Source organism: Pseudomonadota bacterium (genome assembly GCA_039028155.1).
GTDB lineage: Bacteria > Pseudomonadota > Alphaproteobacteria > SP197 > SP197 > JANQGO01.
In genome coordinates, this window is sequence record JBCCIS010000031.1 from 1 (window position 1) to 15660 (window position 15660).

Below are 15660 nucleotides of genomic sequence, written 5' to 3' on the forward strand. Positions count from 1 at the left end.
CAGCCCTTGCCGCTGTCGCTGTTGAAGACGTCGATCAGGCCCGTGTAGTTCCAGTTGTTGATGACGTTATAGGGGCCGTCGTGGATCTCGACCTCGATGGTGTAGCCGCCGTTGTTGATCAGGAAGATGATCGGCTTCATGCCATAGCGGATCATGGTTGAGACTTCCTGCGCGGTCAGCTGGAACGAGCCGTCGCCGATGCAGGCCACCAGGCGCTTTTCGGGGTTTGAGATGGCGTAGCCGAGCGTCGCGCCCACCGACCAGCCGATCGAACCATACTGCATCTGGATCTCGAACCGGGCACCGCCGGGCAGCGGCACGTCCATGCCGTTGAACCAGGAATCGCCGGTCTCGACCAACAATGTGCTGTCACTGGTGATGAGGTCGCGCACGCGATCGAACAGGAAACGCACGGTAAGGCCGCTGTCGGACGCATCGCCGGCGCGCGGTTTCGGCGCATCGGCGATGCGGCGATAGTTGACGAGGGCGCTGTCGTTTTTGTTCAGCTTCGGCGTCAGCGCCTCCAGGAACTCCGCCATGGCGACCCGGCTGTAGACCATGTTGGGAAAGCGAACGCACATCGGGTCGACCCGGATGACGTGATCCATGTTGAGCGCGGCGCGGTGGCCGGTCGTCGTGTAGTCGGTGAAGACCGGCCCGATGGCCAGGCAGACATCTGCGGACTCGACGATCTCGCTGCATCCGGGGTCGCTCACGGGCCCCCAATAGATGCCCATGTAGCCGTCGTGATCCTCCTCGATCATGGATTTGGCATTGGGCATGCTGGCCGCGGGATAACACGCGGCGTCCAGGAGCTTGCGCGTCGCCTCGATGGCGCCCGACGGACGCATCTTGACACCGGCGAGCAGGACCGGCTTTTCGGCGTCGTTCAGCAAACGTGCCGCATGCTCGACCGCGGCCTCCAGCGCGGCCGGATCGCTCGGGATGTGTGGTGAGAACGTGCGTTGCGGCGGTTCCGACGTGAAGGCGCCGGCAATGTTGCATGCAATCTCGATATAGACGGGCTTGCGCAGCTTCAGCGCAGTCTCGATGGCCCGGTCGATCTGAATTGGCGCGTGCATGGGGTCGGTCACGATGACGCTCTCGACCGTGACGCGCGAGAAAATCTCGCGCTGGTACTTGTAGTCGAGCTCGCCCAACGAGTGATGCAGGTACTCGTACTCGGCTTCTGAGTTGGTGTTGGGGCCGCCAGAGATCGCGATCAGCGGCATGTCTTCGGCATAGGCGCCGGCGACCGCGTTGACCGCGCTCAGTCCGCCGACACTGAACGTCACGACCAGGGCAGAAGGGCCGTTGCGCTCGCGCGCATAGCCATCAGCGGCGTAACCAGCGTTCAGCTCGTTGCAGCAGCCGATCATCTCGAGGCCGTCGACCTTCAACAGCTCATCCAGCAGGATCAGGTTGTAGTCGCCGGGAACCGCGAAGTAGTGCTCGATACCGATGTCGCGCAGGCGTTGGCCGAGATAGTGACCAATCGTGGTGTGACATTCCGCCATGCTGTCCCCCTTAGTCGTGTGGTCCAGATCTGTCGCGCCTCGACCCGACAACGACCCTAACGTGACCGTGCGTACGGCACCACCCCTTCGGTTGTGGTCCAGGATCCATCGAAGCGTGGTTGCTGGGGTGTTCGGTCAGCCGCTTGAATGCGTGCGGATTGCCAGGGCCTCGTCTTCGCCGATGCCGAGCCACAACAGGAACGCGTGATGAGCAGCGGGTGCGTCGTGCTCGAACTGTCGATGCCAGCGCTCCATGTCGTCATCGTTCAGACCACTCGACCGCAGGATTGCAATCCACTTTTCCTTGTCGATAACGCTGTCTGCGGCAGCCGAGCCCTCACTGCGAAGCATGCCGAGGAGCACGCGTTGTTGAATCCTTAGCCCGGCAATCTCCTTGTCGAGCTCGATCAAACGGTGATGCAGAATCTGCTGGTCATCGTCGTCGTCCGTGCTGAGCAGGTCCTTTATGTCATCAACGCCGAGACCCAGATCGCGGTAGGCGCGAATGGTTTTCAGCCGTTCGATATCGTTGCGATCGTAGAGACGATAGCCGACGGGAGAGCGCGCTGTCGGCTGCAATAAACCTGCGCGGTCATAGTAAAGCAAGGTGGATCGGGATAAGCCGAACTGCCGTGCCAATTGTCCAACCGTTATCATGGGTTCGTGCGGCCCTAGCCCGCCATGCTTAGCTGATCATGCTGCTCACCGTGTTTGGGTGCAAGCAAGCGTAGTGTTTCGTGGGCCATGTCCGCGTTTAGATCGCCAAAACGGGTCACAAATGCCACATGCCTTACTCCGAACGCGGCCAAGTCCTCGATAGTGGCTTGCGCCTTGGTCGGTGTACCGAAACAGCCGGTTGAACCTGCCCGCATAGCATCGAATGCCTCTTGGGCCTGCCGGCCATCTCCTGACATTACGGTCAGCAGTTGTTGGAGCGCAGCGACGGATTGGCGGCACACGGCTTCATCGTTCGTGCCGACCTGTGCGAACTGCACGACGACGACATCGGCGGTGTCCTGGTGATAGCCGGCATTGCTCAGGCCCTCCTGATGCGCGGCAATAAGACGCGCAAGGGCATCAAGCGATCGCGCCCCAGGCGTCAGCAAGGTCAGAACACCATCTCCATTGTGTCCGGCGTCGCGCGCGTTCGTCTCATTCATCGTGGCGACGTAGAACGGTGGCAGAGGTTGTTGGCGGGGCGAAACGTTGAGCGACGCATTGGCCCACAGCCCGCGGAGCGTCGATAGATTCTGTCTATATGCATCCCAGCGGCTGTCGAAGTCGATGCCAAGGCCCTCGATCTCATCACGTTGAGACCCGGCTCCAACGCCCATGTTGAGTCGTCCCTCCGCTATGATGTCGACCATGGCGTAGTCTTCGGCTGCGAAGACCGCCTGGCGATACGGCAAGATTGCCACCGAGGGGCCAACTCGCAGACGCTTCGTTCTCGCCGCGATGGCCGACAGCAAGACGGCAGGATTGGGCACCGTACCCAATGTGCCGTAGTGGTGTTCGGCAAGCCACAGGCTGTCGTATCCCAGTGAATCCGCGCGCTCGGCGTGATCCAGGACAAATCCATAGAGCTCGCTGACGGGATCGTTCGACCGTTCGGCATGGTCGAGCAACAAGAACACCGATCGTTTCATGTCTCGCCTCCTGATGTGGATTCGACTCGAGAGGCGATGCCTAAGGTGTGCACCAGTAGACAGGTCAAGCGTATGAAGACAACCCTCAGGGCTGTGCGTCAAAGAACGCCCAGATGGCGACGTTGCCGTCGATTTCGCGGCTGGAGCGTCCGGTGATCAGGTTGATCAGCCGAGCGCCCGTGCCGGGCCAGGTATGGCCGCCGCCGTTGATCAGGATGTGGCGTAGCGGCGCCTTACAGCCGGTGTAGTCGACAATGTCGACCGTGGTGCCGTCCAGGGGCCGCTCGTTGATATGGGCGCTCAAGACGCGCCCGGTGCATCGGTTGCGCGCCGCCCAGTCAGCCAGGCTATCGGGCACCGACCAGGCGGTACCCCGTGCGTTTCCGCCGGGCAGTCCGATCGGGCCACCGTCGTAAGGCACCAAGCTGTCGTTGCTGCCATGGATGAACAGCACCGGCGCTGGTTCACCGCCTGGACACTCCTGGCCGGCCGCGATGTTGGCGGCAACCACCGCAAAGCCTATGAACCGTTCAGGTGCCTCGCAGGCCAGGCGCAGCGTCATCATGCCGCCGTTCGAGATGCCGCCGACACCGATGCGGTGTGCGTCGACCAACCCGTCGGCGATAAGCCGGTCCAGGATGGCGGTGATGAACCCGACATCGTCATGTCGCGCTGCCGCCTGCTCGGCGAGCCAGGGATCGTCGCGGCCATCGTTCCAATGGCCGTCGACACCGTCGGGATAGATCACGACAAAGCCGTTTTCGTCGGCCAGTTCGTTGAAGTCGGTGTGACGGCGCAACTGCCGGCCCGACCCGCCGCCGCCATGGAGCAGGACGACCGCCGGCGCGGGCGTGGCGATGCCGTCCGGCACGTAGACGTCAAAGGCGCGTTCAGTGCCGCCGTGTTCAAGCGTGTCGGCCCGAGCAAGCCCCGCCGACATGAGGGCGAGAGCCAGCGCCAACGCCGCCGGCAGCCAAGTGGAGGAATGCGCGGCCATGTTGTTCAACGGCGGCCTACGCCGTTTCCTACGCGCGCGCGGCAGTTATCTGCCGATCGCGTAACACTGTTGGCGTCGCGGGCTGGCCCCGGCGCGCAGCGTCTTGCCGCGCTTCGATGCCATGGTGATCGAGTTGTAGTGGCCCCACTTGCCAAAAATCTCCAGCTTGTGGCCGCGCCGGTCGAGCTCCGCCATCGTCGCGCACGGCAGGTCGCTCTCGACCGCCAGGTGACCGGGCAACCATTCACGCGGATAGAACGAGCTCGGCAGATGGTCGGTGTAGAACGATGGGGCGTCGCAGGCCTCTTGCAGGTTCATGCCATGGTGCACATGGCGCAGGAAGGCGTGCAGCGCCCACTGGTCCTGCTGGTCGCCGCCGGGCGTGCCGAACACCAGATAGGGTTCGTCCATGTGCAGGGCAAGCGTCGGCGTCAGCGTCGTGCGCGGGCGCTTGCCGGGCGCCAGCCCGTTGGGATGGTCATCGTCGAGCCAGAACATCTGGCCGCGCACGGAGACTGGGAAACCGATACCCGGCACCACCGGCGAGCCGGATAACCAACCGCCGCTCGGCGTTCCGGAGATCATGTTGCCCCAGCGGTCGATGATGTCGAAATGACAGGTGTCGCCGTGGTTCTCGGCAATGAACTCGGCCCAGTTCGGGTTCTTACTGTCACCTTCTTCACCCTCCATCGTCATCTGGCTGTGTGCGACATTGGTTGAGCCGTGCGCCCTCAGCCGTACCTCGCCGCCATAGCCATCGATCAGACCCGGCGGCAGATCCAGGCGTGCATCGTCACCGACCAGCTTGCGCCGCTGGGCGTTGTAGTCATCGGAGAGGAGCTCGGCGAGCGGCACGTCGACGAACTTCGGATCGCCATAGAATGCTTCGCGGTCGGCGATGGCGAGTTTGGCGCACTCCTGGACCGTATGAATGAACTCGGGTCCGGAGGGATCCATGGCCTGAAGGTCATAGTCTTTCAGCAGCGCCAGTTGCTGCAGAAAGATCGGGCTCTGCGCCCAGGGTCCGGCCTTGCAGACCGTGTAGTCGCCGTAGTCGTACGTGATCGGCTCTTCGACCTCGGCGCGCCAAGACGCCAGATCATCGCCGGTCATGTAGCCGCTGTGGCTCTCGCCGGAGGTATCCATCACCGGTTCGCGCATAAAGCTGTCGATCGCTTCGGCAACGAAACCCTCGTACCAGGCGCGCCGCGCCGCTTCGACCTGGGCTTCGCGGTCGCTGCCGGCGGCTTCCGCCTCCTCGACGATGCGGGCATAGGTGTCGCCCTGTGCGGGCAGGTGATAGAGGCCGCCGGCCTCGGGCGCTTCACCGTCGATCAGGTAAACTTCGGCGGAACTCGGCCAGTGCTCCTTCATGAAACCGCTGGACCGGGCGATAACGCTGGCGACGTTGGGTTTCATCAGGAAACCGTCGCGCGCGGCGGTTATCGCCGGCTCCAGCACGTCGCGCACGGTCAGCGATCCGTAGTCGTGCAGCAGGCGCATCCAGGCGCCGAAGCTGCCGGGTACGACCGTTGGCAAGTGGCCGACCCCGGGCATGACGTCGAGGCCCATATCGCGCAGCGCGCCGCTGGTGATCGCCTGGGGCGCCACACCCTGACCGCAGATCACCTCGACCTTCTGCTTTGCGGCGCTCCACAGGATGAGTGGGCAGTCGCCGCCCGGCCCGTTCTGTTCGGGCTCGACAATGTGAAGCACACAGCCGACGGCGACGGCCGCATCGAACGCGTTGCCGCCCTTCTCCAGCATCGCCATGCCCGCCGCGCTCGCCTGCCAGTGCGTCGAGGTAACAACGCCGAAGGTGCCGACGATTTCCGGACGTGACATGACCATGGTATGAGCCTCCCTTAAGTCGGTCATAGCTTAGCGTGTCTCGGGACGGAGTCATGCGCGGTGTCGGGGGTGGATAGGGATGTCGGTTCAAAGTCAGTACAGCGATCGCGTGATCGCCGGCATGCAGATGGTTTACGGCAAAGGTTTTCTGTCGCCAGGTGCCGCGCCAGAGGTGACGGAGATCCTGGAAGGTATCGACATCACCGGCCTTGATGTTCTGGATCTTGGCTGCGGTATCGGCGGCGCGGCATTAATGCTGGCCGGTGAGTTTGGCGCCAAGCACGTAACCGGCGTCGACATCGAAGCCGACTCAGTTAAACGCGCCACAGCCGCGGCCGAGGAGGCCGGCCTGGGCGGGCGCGTGCGTTTCGTGCATACGGCGCCAGGTCCGCTGCCGGTGCCCGACGGTGCCGTCGACATCGTTTTCACCAAGGACGTGATCTGCCACGTCGCCGACAAGCCGGCCTTGTTCGCCGACGTCTTCCGCGTGCTGAAACCCGGCGGCCGCTTCTTATGCGCCGACTTCCTGGATGGCGAAGCCGATGGTGAAGCCGCCGTGCTGTTCGTGGCCTGGGTGGACATGTTGAAGACGTTCGGCTTGAGCTTTCACTATGAGGGCCGGCCCGCCTATGAAGCGGCGCTTGCCGATGCCGGTTTCGTTGACGTTGCCATCAGGGATCACACCGCCAACTCGGCCGGCGTGGCGCGGCGCGAACATGCCTTTGCGACCAGCGATGACGGCCGCCACGTGCGCGAGGTTCTGGGCGAGGACTATTTCGACGTGCGGATCAGGTTAAGTTCTTTGCGTGCCGAAGCGCTGGAAGCTCGTGGCGTGCTGCACCTGCATATCGACGCGCGGCGCCCATAGAGACGCCCAAGGCAATGCGTCCGACGGGGTGGATCTTAGCTTTGGGCTTGCGCTTCGATTTCGGCGGTCTGTTCCTTTAGGCCGTCGATCAGGCCATCAAGACCGCTGCGCTGAATGACCGAGCGGAACTCGTCCTGCTGGGTCTTCAGCATCGACACGTTCTGCACCATGACATCGATGACGTCCAGATCGTCGCTTGCTTCCTGACGAACGCGGAAGTCGACGTTGAAGGTATCGTTGCCATAGGAAATCAGCGTCTGGACGATGCTGTCCTTGCTGCCAGCCGGCCGGCCGCGCAGGACCTGGAGGTTGTAACCGGTAAACGTGTCGAAACGTGACTCATAGGTCACAACGATGTAGTCGCTGAACGCCTTGGTATAGGCCTCGAGCTGGTCGGGTGTCGCCTGCTGCAGAAACGGACCCAGTGCCAGTTTGCCAATCAGGTTCAGATTGAAGGAGCCGTTCAACCAATCACGGAAAGCATCGCGGCGCGCATCGCCCGGCGCCATGCCGAGGATGTCCAACAGCTTGTTGCCGCGTTCCTCGATGAACGCTTCGGCGTCCTCGACCTGATCGGCGAGCGCCACGGACGGCGCGGCGGTCAGGGCGACCAGGGCAAGTCCCGACCTGAGAATGTGTCGGCGTTCAATCACTGTGATTCCGCAGAGTCGCTATCGTCAGTGGTATCGAAATCGTCGACGCCCGACAGTTCGTAATCCAGCGTCGATGCATCCAGATCGCCATTGTTGATCTGTTGCTGGCGAATCTGACGGTAGAGAGAGCGCAGTGTCGCGTAGAAGTCAACCGAGGTGCGTTTCAAATTCTCGTATTCGACGCGCTGATCGGCGCGGAACTGAACCGCGGTGACACCCGTGGTCACGTAATTGAACGTCGGCGAGAAGATATAGGTCGTCGGGTCGGTCGCGATGTCGACGCCCAATCCGACGGTATCGCGCACATCCGATGGACCGATCAGCGGCAGAACCAGATAGGGCCCCGGTTCGGCACCCCAGACAGCCAGCGTCTGGCCAAAGTCCTCGCGGCGCGGCTCCTCGTCGAAGTTGCCGGGTATATCGAAGATGCCGCCGAGGCCGGCAGTCGTGTTGATGAAGAACGAGACCGAGGCATCGACCGTGTTTTCACCATCACCTTGAAGTGCGCTGTTCAGGATGGTGACCGGCATGCTGAGGTTCTGTAGGAAGTTCCTGACGCCGTTGCGGTAGGGTTCCGGGATACCCTCGACATACATCGTCGAAATCGGCGTCAGAACCAGTTCGTCGATCGCCAGGTTGACGTCGAAGATGTACCGGTTCAGCGGCTCCAGCGGATCGTTGGTTTCTTCGAATGCCTGGCGCGCGACCGGGTCTTCCGGCGGCGTCGCGCAAGCTGCCATTCCCAAGACGAGCGTGATGGCGCAACCGAATGGGATCGCAAGTCGTAGTAGTCGTGCCGAGAAACCTGAAAAGCCCAAGACAACTGCCCTGACAACCACGGACGCACTTCTTATGGACCCACGCTTCACGGCGCCCCAAACGCCACGCGACCCCTCGCCGCCAGCAGAAATCTACTGGCAGACGAGTGGTCGGATAGCATGGCCCGGCGCATCAAGTCCACTTGAACCACCTGTGACCGTGTTGTAACGGCCACCGGTGTTGCCAATATGCACCAGCCCGTTCAGCCATTAAAAATCAAGGGTTTGATAGAGTGTTCTTATGATGTTCCCGGTTCCTTAGCCGGCTGCCGGGCGGGGGCGGCGCGCGGATCGATCTCGGCTGTAGCCAGGGATTCGACGGCGCCGGGCACATAAGCGCCCTGGTCCTTGACCGGCAGCGGCGCGCGCCGTTTCTTGCGGTAAATGACCAGCCCGCTTAGGCACAGCAGGACAATTCCAACGTAGAGCCAAAGGCCCCAAGGGCCGAGCAGATCCATCACCCAGGACGCGATGTTCGGTCCGGCGATGGCGCCCATCGAATAGACGATCAACAGGCCGCTGCTGGCGGCGACGAACTGGTCGCGGTCGACATAGTCGTTGGTCTGGGCGACGGAGAGGCCATAGATCGGGCCGGAAACGCCGCCGTAGATGAAGATTAAGACGATTAACGCAGAGAACGAGTGGGCGCCAAAGGCGATGATCAGACCTGCCGCGATGACGGCGGAGATTGTCAGGGTCATTAGTGCCGTGCGCCGGTCGAAGCGGTCGGACAGCCAGCCCATGGGCAACTGCATCACCAGACCGCCGGCGATCAGTGCGCTGAAGATGAAGGAAACCTCCGCCGGATCCAGGTCGATCAGATCGCCGTAGACGGCGCCCAGGCCGTGAACCGAGCTGTTGGCGAGGCCGGCGGCGAAACAGCCGAACACGCCGAGCGGCGAAATCGCGACCAGTTCCTTCAGCGATAACCGGCTTTCCTTGGCGATCTTGGGGTTGCCTTCGCGGGTCAACGCGATCGGTAAGAGACAGAGGTTGAACAGGATCGCCGTCACGGCGAACAGGCCGTAGGCCATCGGGTCGCCCAGATTGATCAACAGCGGCCCGACGGCGAACGCGCCTGATGTCGCGACCAGGTAGGATGCGAAGATGCGGCCGCGCGTCTCGTTGGTCGCCCGGTCGTTGAACCAGCTCTCCAGCACCATGAAGAGACCAGCCATGCAGTAGCCGATGATGAACCGGAAGACGAACCAGGTGGGGACCGAGAAGATCAACCCCATCAACAAGATAGCGCAGGCTGCGACGGCCGCGAACACGGTGAAGGCGCGGATGTGGCCGACCCGGATGATGATCCCGGTCGCGGTCATGGAACCCACCAACAGGCCGAGAAAGTGGCCGGACGTGATAAGGCCGACCAGACCGGTCGAAAGCTCGTGGGCGAGCCGGATGCCCACCAGCGTGAAAAGCGCGCCGTTCGCAATGTTCAGAATGGCCGTCGCCAGGATCAGCGCCGCAAGCGCGATGAGGACCTTGCGGATCGACGGCGTGTCGTTCATGGCGCTCCGTAGCCGCCACCGCCCGGTGTCTCGATTACCAGGGCGTCGCCTGGTTCAAGCTCCGCCTGATCGGCGCCCTCAAGCGGCTCAACCGTGCCGTCGGCCCGCTCGACCCGGTTGATGCCGGTCGACGCGTCTGTGCCACCGGCAAAGCCAAACGGCGCGATGCGGCGATGGTTGGACAGGATGGCGGCCGTCATCGCCTCGCGGAAAATCAGCCGCCGCCTGGCGCCGTTGCCGCCCCTGCGCGCGCCCGCGCCGCCGCTGCCGTGACGGATACCGAAGTCGTCCAGCAGGACGGGAAATCGCCACTCCAGCACTTCCGGATCGGTCAGCCGTGAGTTCGTCATGTGGGTGTGGACGGCATCGGTGCCGTCGAAGTCGGGTCCTGCGCCCGAACCGCCGCAGATCGTCTCGTAGTACTGATAGCGCGCGTTGCCGAAGGTCAGGTTGTTCATGGTGCCTTGCGAGCCGGCCATGGCGCCCAGCGCGCCATAGATCGTGTCGACGATGCACTGCGACGTCTCGACATTGCCGGCGACGACGGCCGCCGGATACTCGGGTGACAGCATGGAGCGCGGTGGGATCACGATCTCGACCGGCTTCAGGCAGCCGGCGTTGAGCGGGATATCGTCGTCCACCAGACTGCGGAACACGTAAAGCACCGCTGCCATGGCGACCGCGCTGGGCGCGTTGAAGTTGCTGGTCAACTGGGGTGAGGTGCCGGCAAAGTCGATCCGTGCGCTTCGGGCCTGGCTGTCGATGGTAATTGTCACCTCGATGGCGCTGCCGTTGTCGAGGTCGTAGCGGAAGTGCCCGTCTTTGAGGACATCGATGACGCGCCTGACGCATTCTTCCGCGTTGTCCTGCACGTGGCCCATATAGGCTTGGACCACCGGCAGCGAAAACTGAGCGACCATGCGGTGCAGCTCCTGCACACCCTTCTCGCACGACGCGATCTGGGCCTTCAGATCGGCAATGTTCTGATCGGCGTTGCGGGTCGGGTAGGGGCCGGAGGCCAGCAGTCGCCGGATCTCGTCTTCCAGAAAGCGTCCCTCTGCGACGATCTCGACATCGTCGAACAGAATGCCCTCTTCCTCGACTGTCTGGCTGTCGGGCGGCATGGAGCCCGGCGTTAGACCGCCGATATCGGCGTGATGGCCGCGCGAGGCGACGAAGAACAAGACGGTCGTGCCGTCGTCATCGAACACCGGCGTCACGATGGTGACATCGGGCAGGTGGGTGCCGCCGTTGTAGGGCGCGTTGTGGGCAAAGACATCGCCGGGTTTCATCGAGCCACGGCGTAACCGATTGATCGTGCGCACGGTTTCGCCCATGGAGCCCAGATGCACCGGCATGTGCGGCGCGTTGGCGATCAGCTCGCCGTCGCCGTCGAAGATCGCGCAGGAGAAGTCCAGCCGCTCCTTCATGTTGACGGAAAACGCGGTGTTCTCCAGCGTTCGGCCCATCTGTTCGGCGATCGACATGAAGAGGTTGTTGAAGACCTCCAGCATGATCGGATCGGCCTCGGTGCCGATCGCGTGCTGGACCGGCCGCGCCTCCGTCCGGTTGATGACCAGGTGATCGTGGTCCGTTACCTCGAGCGTCCAGCCGGGCTCGACCACGGTCGTGCTGTTGGCCTCCGCGACGATGGCGGGACCCGCGATGCGATGGCCGGGCCTCAGATCGTCGCGCCGGTAGACCGGCGTGTCGTGGGCGGCGCCCGCCGTGAACATCGATGTGCGCAGCGCGGCGTCCGGCTGGTCACTCGCGGCGCCTGGCGTGGTCGCCTCGTGGACATCCGAGCCCTGGCCAATCGTTTCGACGGCGAGCGATTCGACGATCAGCGGTTTGTCGGGCGCCGCAAAGCCGTAACGCTGGCGATGCGCGGTCTCGAAGCCTTCCTTGATCGCCGCCAGATCGCCGTAGGCGATTTCGAGCGTGCTGTCGGTGCCGTGGTAGCGGACCTCCAAGGTCGCGGCGACGTCGATGTCGGCGGGTGCGACACCCTGGCTTTCCAGTTCGTCTCGCCCCTGTTGCTCCAACTCGCCGATGGTTTCGGCCAGTTGCGGCATCAAGGCTTCGTCCAGACTGTCGTTGACGGGCGCCTGATGGATGACGCGCAGTTCGGCCAGACCCATGCCGTAGGCCGACAATACGCCGGCGAAGGGGTGCAGGAAGACCCGCGTCATGCCGAGTGCGTCGGCGACCAGGCAGGCGTGTTGGCCCGCCGCGCCGCCAAAACAGCAGAGCGCGTAATCGGAAATCGCGTAACCACGCTGCACGGAGATTTCCTTGATCGCGCGGGCCATGTTCTCGACCGCGATCATCAGGAAACCGTCGGCGACCTCTTGCGGCGTCTTGGTGTCCGACGAGGCCGCATTGATCTCGGCCGTCAGGTTTTCGAAGGCACGCGTGACCGCATCGGCGTCAAGCGGCTGATCGGCGTCTGGTCCAAACACATGCGGGAAGAGGTCAGGCAGGATCTTACCGGTCATGACGTTGGCGTCGGTGATCGCGAGCGGGCCACCGCGCCGGTAACAGGCCGGGCCGGGGTCGGCACCGGCCGATTGGGGCCCCACGCGCAACCGTTGTCCGTCGAAATGCAGGATCGAGCCGCCACCTGCGGCGACCGTTTTGATCATCATCATCGGCGCGCGCATGCGCACGCCGGCGATCTCGGTGTCGCTGGTACGCTCGAAGACGCCGTTGTAGTGGGAGACATCGGTCGATGTACCGCCCATGTCGAAACCGATAATGCGCTCGAAACCTGCCATCTCGCTGGTCCGAACCGCGCCGACCACGCCGCCTGCGGGCCCGGACAGGATCGCGTCCTTGCCCTGGAAACGGAAGGCGTCAACCAGGCCGCCATTAGACTGCATGAAGAGCAGGCGTGTATCGCCCAGCTCCGACGAGACCGTGTCGATGTAGCGCCGCAGAATGGGCGAGAGATAAGCATCGACCACGGTCGTGTCGCCGCGGCTGACAAGTTTCATCAGCGGCGTCGTGGCATGCGACGTCGAGATCTGTGTGAAGCCGATCTCTTGCGCGATCTCCGCCACTCTTCTCTCGTGAGCCGCATGCCTGTAACCGTGCATCAGGACAATGGCGATGGCGCGAATGCCGTCGTCATAGGCCTGCTGCAGGCCGGCGCGCGCGGCGTCCTCGTCCAGCGATTTGACGGTATCGCCCTGGGCGTCGACACGCTCGTCGATCTCGACCACCTGCTCGTAGAGCAGATCCGGCAGAATGATGTGGCGCGCGAAAATGTCGGGCCGGTTCTGATAGGCGATGCGCAAGGCATCGTGGAAGCCACGGGTGATGGCGAGCAGTGTCCGGTCGCCCTTTCGCTCGAGCAGCGCGTTGGTCGCGACGGTCGTACCCATCTTGACCGCGTCGATGGCGTCGGTCGGGATCGCGTCGGCGGCGTCAACGCCCAGGATGTCGCGGATGCCCTGCAGGGCCGCGTCGGCATAACGCTCCGGGTTCTCCGACAGCAGTTTGTGGGTGATCAGGTCGCCGTCTGGGCGCCGGGCGACAACGTCGGTGAACGTGCCGCCCCGGTCGATCCAGAATTGCCAGCGACCGGCTTCAGGGGCAACGCTCATGGGGCTCCCGCTACGGCGTGGTTGTGGCGATCCTAGAGCAGATCGCGCGCAGTTTGAAACAGTCCCGCATGGGGTCTTTTGGTGTGGGAACTGCTCGCGCAGTCCGGCACCAGCCTGCTCCACTTACTCCGGCGCATAACGCCGAGAGGCATTTTCGCCGAGGCCATCCATGGCAGTATCCACGGGGTGGCCGGGAGGGGGAGCGGGTCGGTGATGCCAACGGCGCGACACATGCCCTAAGACCCGCGTCGCGGCGGGTCGGGCCGGGTTGTGAGAAAACGCGGTGTCGCCGGCGGTTCCGGCGGCGCGATGAAGAATGTCGCGGCCAGGACTTCCGCGTCGGAGGGCAGGGGCGCCTCAGGTGCCGCGATCCAGGCGGCGATATCGTCGATGACGACGCGGGCCTCCAGGTCACGCAGCAGCATGTGATAGCCATCCTCGTAGACCGCGACCCGGCTTCCCGGTGGCAGGCCCGCCACGAACATGCCAACGGGGTCGGCCGGCACGATCTGGTCGTTGGCGCCATAGACCACCAGGGTCGGCAGGACGATACCGCCGGGCCGCGCTAGCGCCGCGTCCATCAGGTTGACCAGACCATAGACGGCGTCGATCCGGGTTTCCTTGATGACCAGCGGATCGGCCGAGAACGCGCGCAGCATCTCGATGTTGTCGGACGGCCAGATCTCCAAGTTCGAGCCACGCAGCGTCATCGACGGCGCCAGATGCGCGCCGAGCCATAGCCCGACGCGGTAGCTGACCGGCATGGTACTGCGCGCCCAGACCGCCGGCGCCACCAGGATCAGGCCGTCGACCGTGGGCGCCGGATTGTGGCCGGCGGCCAGTGTCGCCACCGCGCCGCCCATGCTCTCGCCCAACAGATAGACGGGGATGCCGGGATAGCGCTGCTGCAGCAGTCGGAGCGCGGCGAGCGCGTCTTCGACCATCGCCGCCTCGCCGTGCCAGATGCCGGGCTCGCTGTCGCGGCCAAAACCGCGCTGGTCATAGGCGAAGGTGGCGATGCCGTGCGCCGCCCATGCCTCGCCCGGTGCGGCGAACGCGTTGGCGTAATCGTTAAAACCGTGCAGCGCCAGGACCACCGCGGAGGGCTCGCCCGCCGGCAGCCAGGCCTGAAACGCGCGCTGGCTCCCATCCGCCATCACCAGCGCGTCGCTGGCGATTGCCGGTTCGACGATTTTGGGACCCGTTGGCGCCACCGTGGGGGCACACGCGGCAACAACGGCCATCAGCGCGCCGCAGATGAGAACAAAACGCAGGGGCGACATGGTGCTCCGGTTGCCGGTCTTCAGCCGTTGGCGCTATGGTGCGACCGCCGGCAGGGCTTGCGCAAGCGCGCAGGCGGCCGCGGGAACATCGCGATGCATCAGGCAGACCACCAAGCTGCCCAGACCATAAACGGCCTAGGGCTTCTTACGCTTTACCTGCGTGAGGTCCGACGCTTCATGAAAGTGCCGGGCCAGACGCTTCTGGCGCCGGTGGTCACCAGCATGCTGTTTCTGGCCGTCTTCTCGCTGGCGCTGGGTCGCGCTGTCGATCTAATGGAGGGCGTGCCCTTCCTGATGTTCCTGGCGCCGGGTCTCGCCATGATGGCGATCCTGCAGAACGCCTTCGCCAATACCTCGTCGTCGCTGATCATCGCCAAGGTCCAGGGCAACATCATCGATACGCTGATGCCGCCGCTCTCAGCCTTCGAGCTTCTGGTTGGTTTCGGCCTGGGCGCCGTCACGCGCGGCCTTGTCGTCGGTCTGGTGACCCTGGTCGCCATGCAGTTCTTCGTCAACGTCGTGCCGGTACATCTGTGGGCCGTGCTGTTCTATGGCGTCGCCGGCTCCATGATGATGGGCCTGATCGGCCTTCTGGTCGGCATCTGGGCGGAGAAGTTCGATCAGATCGCCGCGCTGACCAACTTCGTCGTGACGCCACTGACGTTCCTCTCGGGCACCTTCTATTCGATCGACCGGCTGCCGGACGTGTTACGCGGCATCGCCGCGGTAAACCCGTTCTTCTACGCCATCGACGGTTTCCGCTACGGCTTCATCGACCGCGCCGACGCCCCGCTTCTGACCGGTGCCCTGGTCCTGATCAGCACCAATCTGGTGCTGGCGCTGCTCTGTTACCGCCTGTTGGCGACCGGCTGGCGGCTGAAGTCCTGACGGGTGCCGCTGAAAGG

At 63.7% G+C, this 15660-nt stretch carries 12 protein-coding genes; 2 read left to right on the plus strand and 10 right to left on the minus strand.

Annotation, left to right across the window (positions count from 1 at the left end; genetic code table 11):
* The 5 genes from AAF563_16060 to AAF563_16080 form a co-directional block, all read right to left on the minus strand.
* Positions 1–1517, minus strand: a 1517-nt coding sequence (locus AAF563_16060; protein MEM7122796.1) for a thiamine pyrophosphate-binding protein, incomplete at its 3' end; no start/stop codon positions are given.
* 135 nt (positions 1518–1652) lie between these two features.
* Positions 1653–2156 carry a MerR family transcriptional regulator gene (locus AAF563_16065; GenBank protein ID MEM7122797.1) on the minus strand — a complete coding sequence of 168 codons (504 nt, stop codon included), beginning with the start codon at positions 2154–2156 and terminating at the stop codon, positions 1653–1655.
* Between the two features lie 32 nt (positions 2157–2188).
* Positions 2189–3151, minus strand: a complete 963-nt coding sequence (locus AAF563_16070) for an LLM class flavin-dependent oxidoreductase (GenBank protein ID MEM7122798.1) — start codon at positions 3149–3151, stop codon at positions 2189–2191.
* Positions 3152–3248: 97 nt separating this feature from the next.
* Entirely contained in the window at positions 3249–4160 is a 912-nt protein-coding gene (locus AAF563_16075) for a PHB depolymerase family esterase (protein MEM7122799.1), read from the minus strand.
* Positions 4161–4205: 45 nt separating this feature from the next.
* A complete protein-coding gene (locus AAF563_16080; protein MEM7122800.1) occupies positions 4206–6011 on the minus strand; it encodes a gamma-glutamyltransferase family protein in 1806 nt (601 codons plus the stop codon).
* 79 nt (positions 6012–6090) lie between these two features.
* Here AAF563_16080 and AAF563_16085 point away from each other — a divergent pair, with 79 nt between their 5' ends.
* Positions 6091–6879, plus strand: a complete 789-nt coding sequence (locus tag AAF563_16085) for a methyltransferase domain-containing protein (GenBank protein MEM7122801.1) — start codon at positions 6091–6093, stop codon at positions 6877–6879.
* A 35-nt stretch (positions 6880–6914) separates the two neighbouring features.
* Here the strand turns inward: AAF563_16085 and AAF563_16090 are convergent, their stop codons facing one another.
* From AAF563_16090 to AAF563_16110, 5 genes are all read right to left on the minus strand, one after another.
* Positions 6915–7532, minus strand: a complete 618-nt coding sequence (locus tag AAF563_16090; GenBank protein MEM7122802.1) for an ABC transporter substrate-binding protein — start codon at positions 7530–7532, stop codon at positions 6915–6917.
* On the minus strand, positions 7529–8272 hold the full coding sequence (locus tag AAF563_16095; GenBank protein ID MEM7122803.1) for a VacJ family lipoprotein: 744 nt from the start codon (positions 8270–8272) through the stop codon (positions 7529–7531). Before AAF563_16095 ends, AAF563_16090 begins: the two co-directional genes overlap by 4 nt.
* 317 nt (positions 8273–8589) lie before the next feature.
* A complete protein-coding gene (locus AAF563_16100) occupies positions 8590–9864 on the minus strand; it encodes an MFS transporter (protein ID MEM7122804.1) in 1275 nt (424 codons plus the stop codon).
* Positions 9861–13472: a hydantoinase B/oxoprolinase family protein gene (locus AAF563_16105; GenBank protein ID MEM7122805.1), complete on the minus strand. Its 3612-nt coding sequence runs from the start codon at positions 13470–13472 to the stop codon at positions 9861–9863. Before AAF563_16105 ends, AAF563_16100 begins: the two co-directional genes overlap by 4 nt.
* A gap of 236 nt (positions 13473–13708) precedes the next feature.
* Complete coding sequence (locus AAF563_16110) at positions 13709–14755, minus strand: lysophospholipase (protein MEM7122806.1); 1047 nt, start codon at positions 14753–14755, stop codon at positions 13709–13711.
* 93 nt (positions 14756–14848) lie between these two features.
* On the opposite strand from AAF563_16110, the gene AAF563_16115 reads away from it, so the two are divergent.
* On the plus strand, positions 14849–15643 hold the full coding sequence (locus tag AAF563_16115; GenBank protein ID MEM7122807.1) for an ABC transporter permease: 795 nt from the start codon (positions 14849–14851) through the stop codon (positions 15641–15643).
* The last annotated feature ends 17 nt before the right edge of the window (positions 15644–15660 follow it).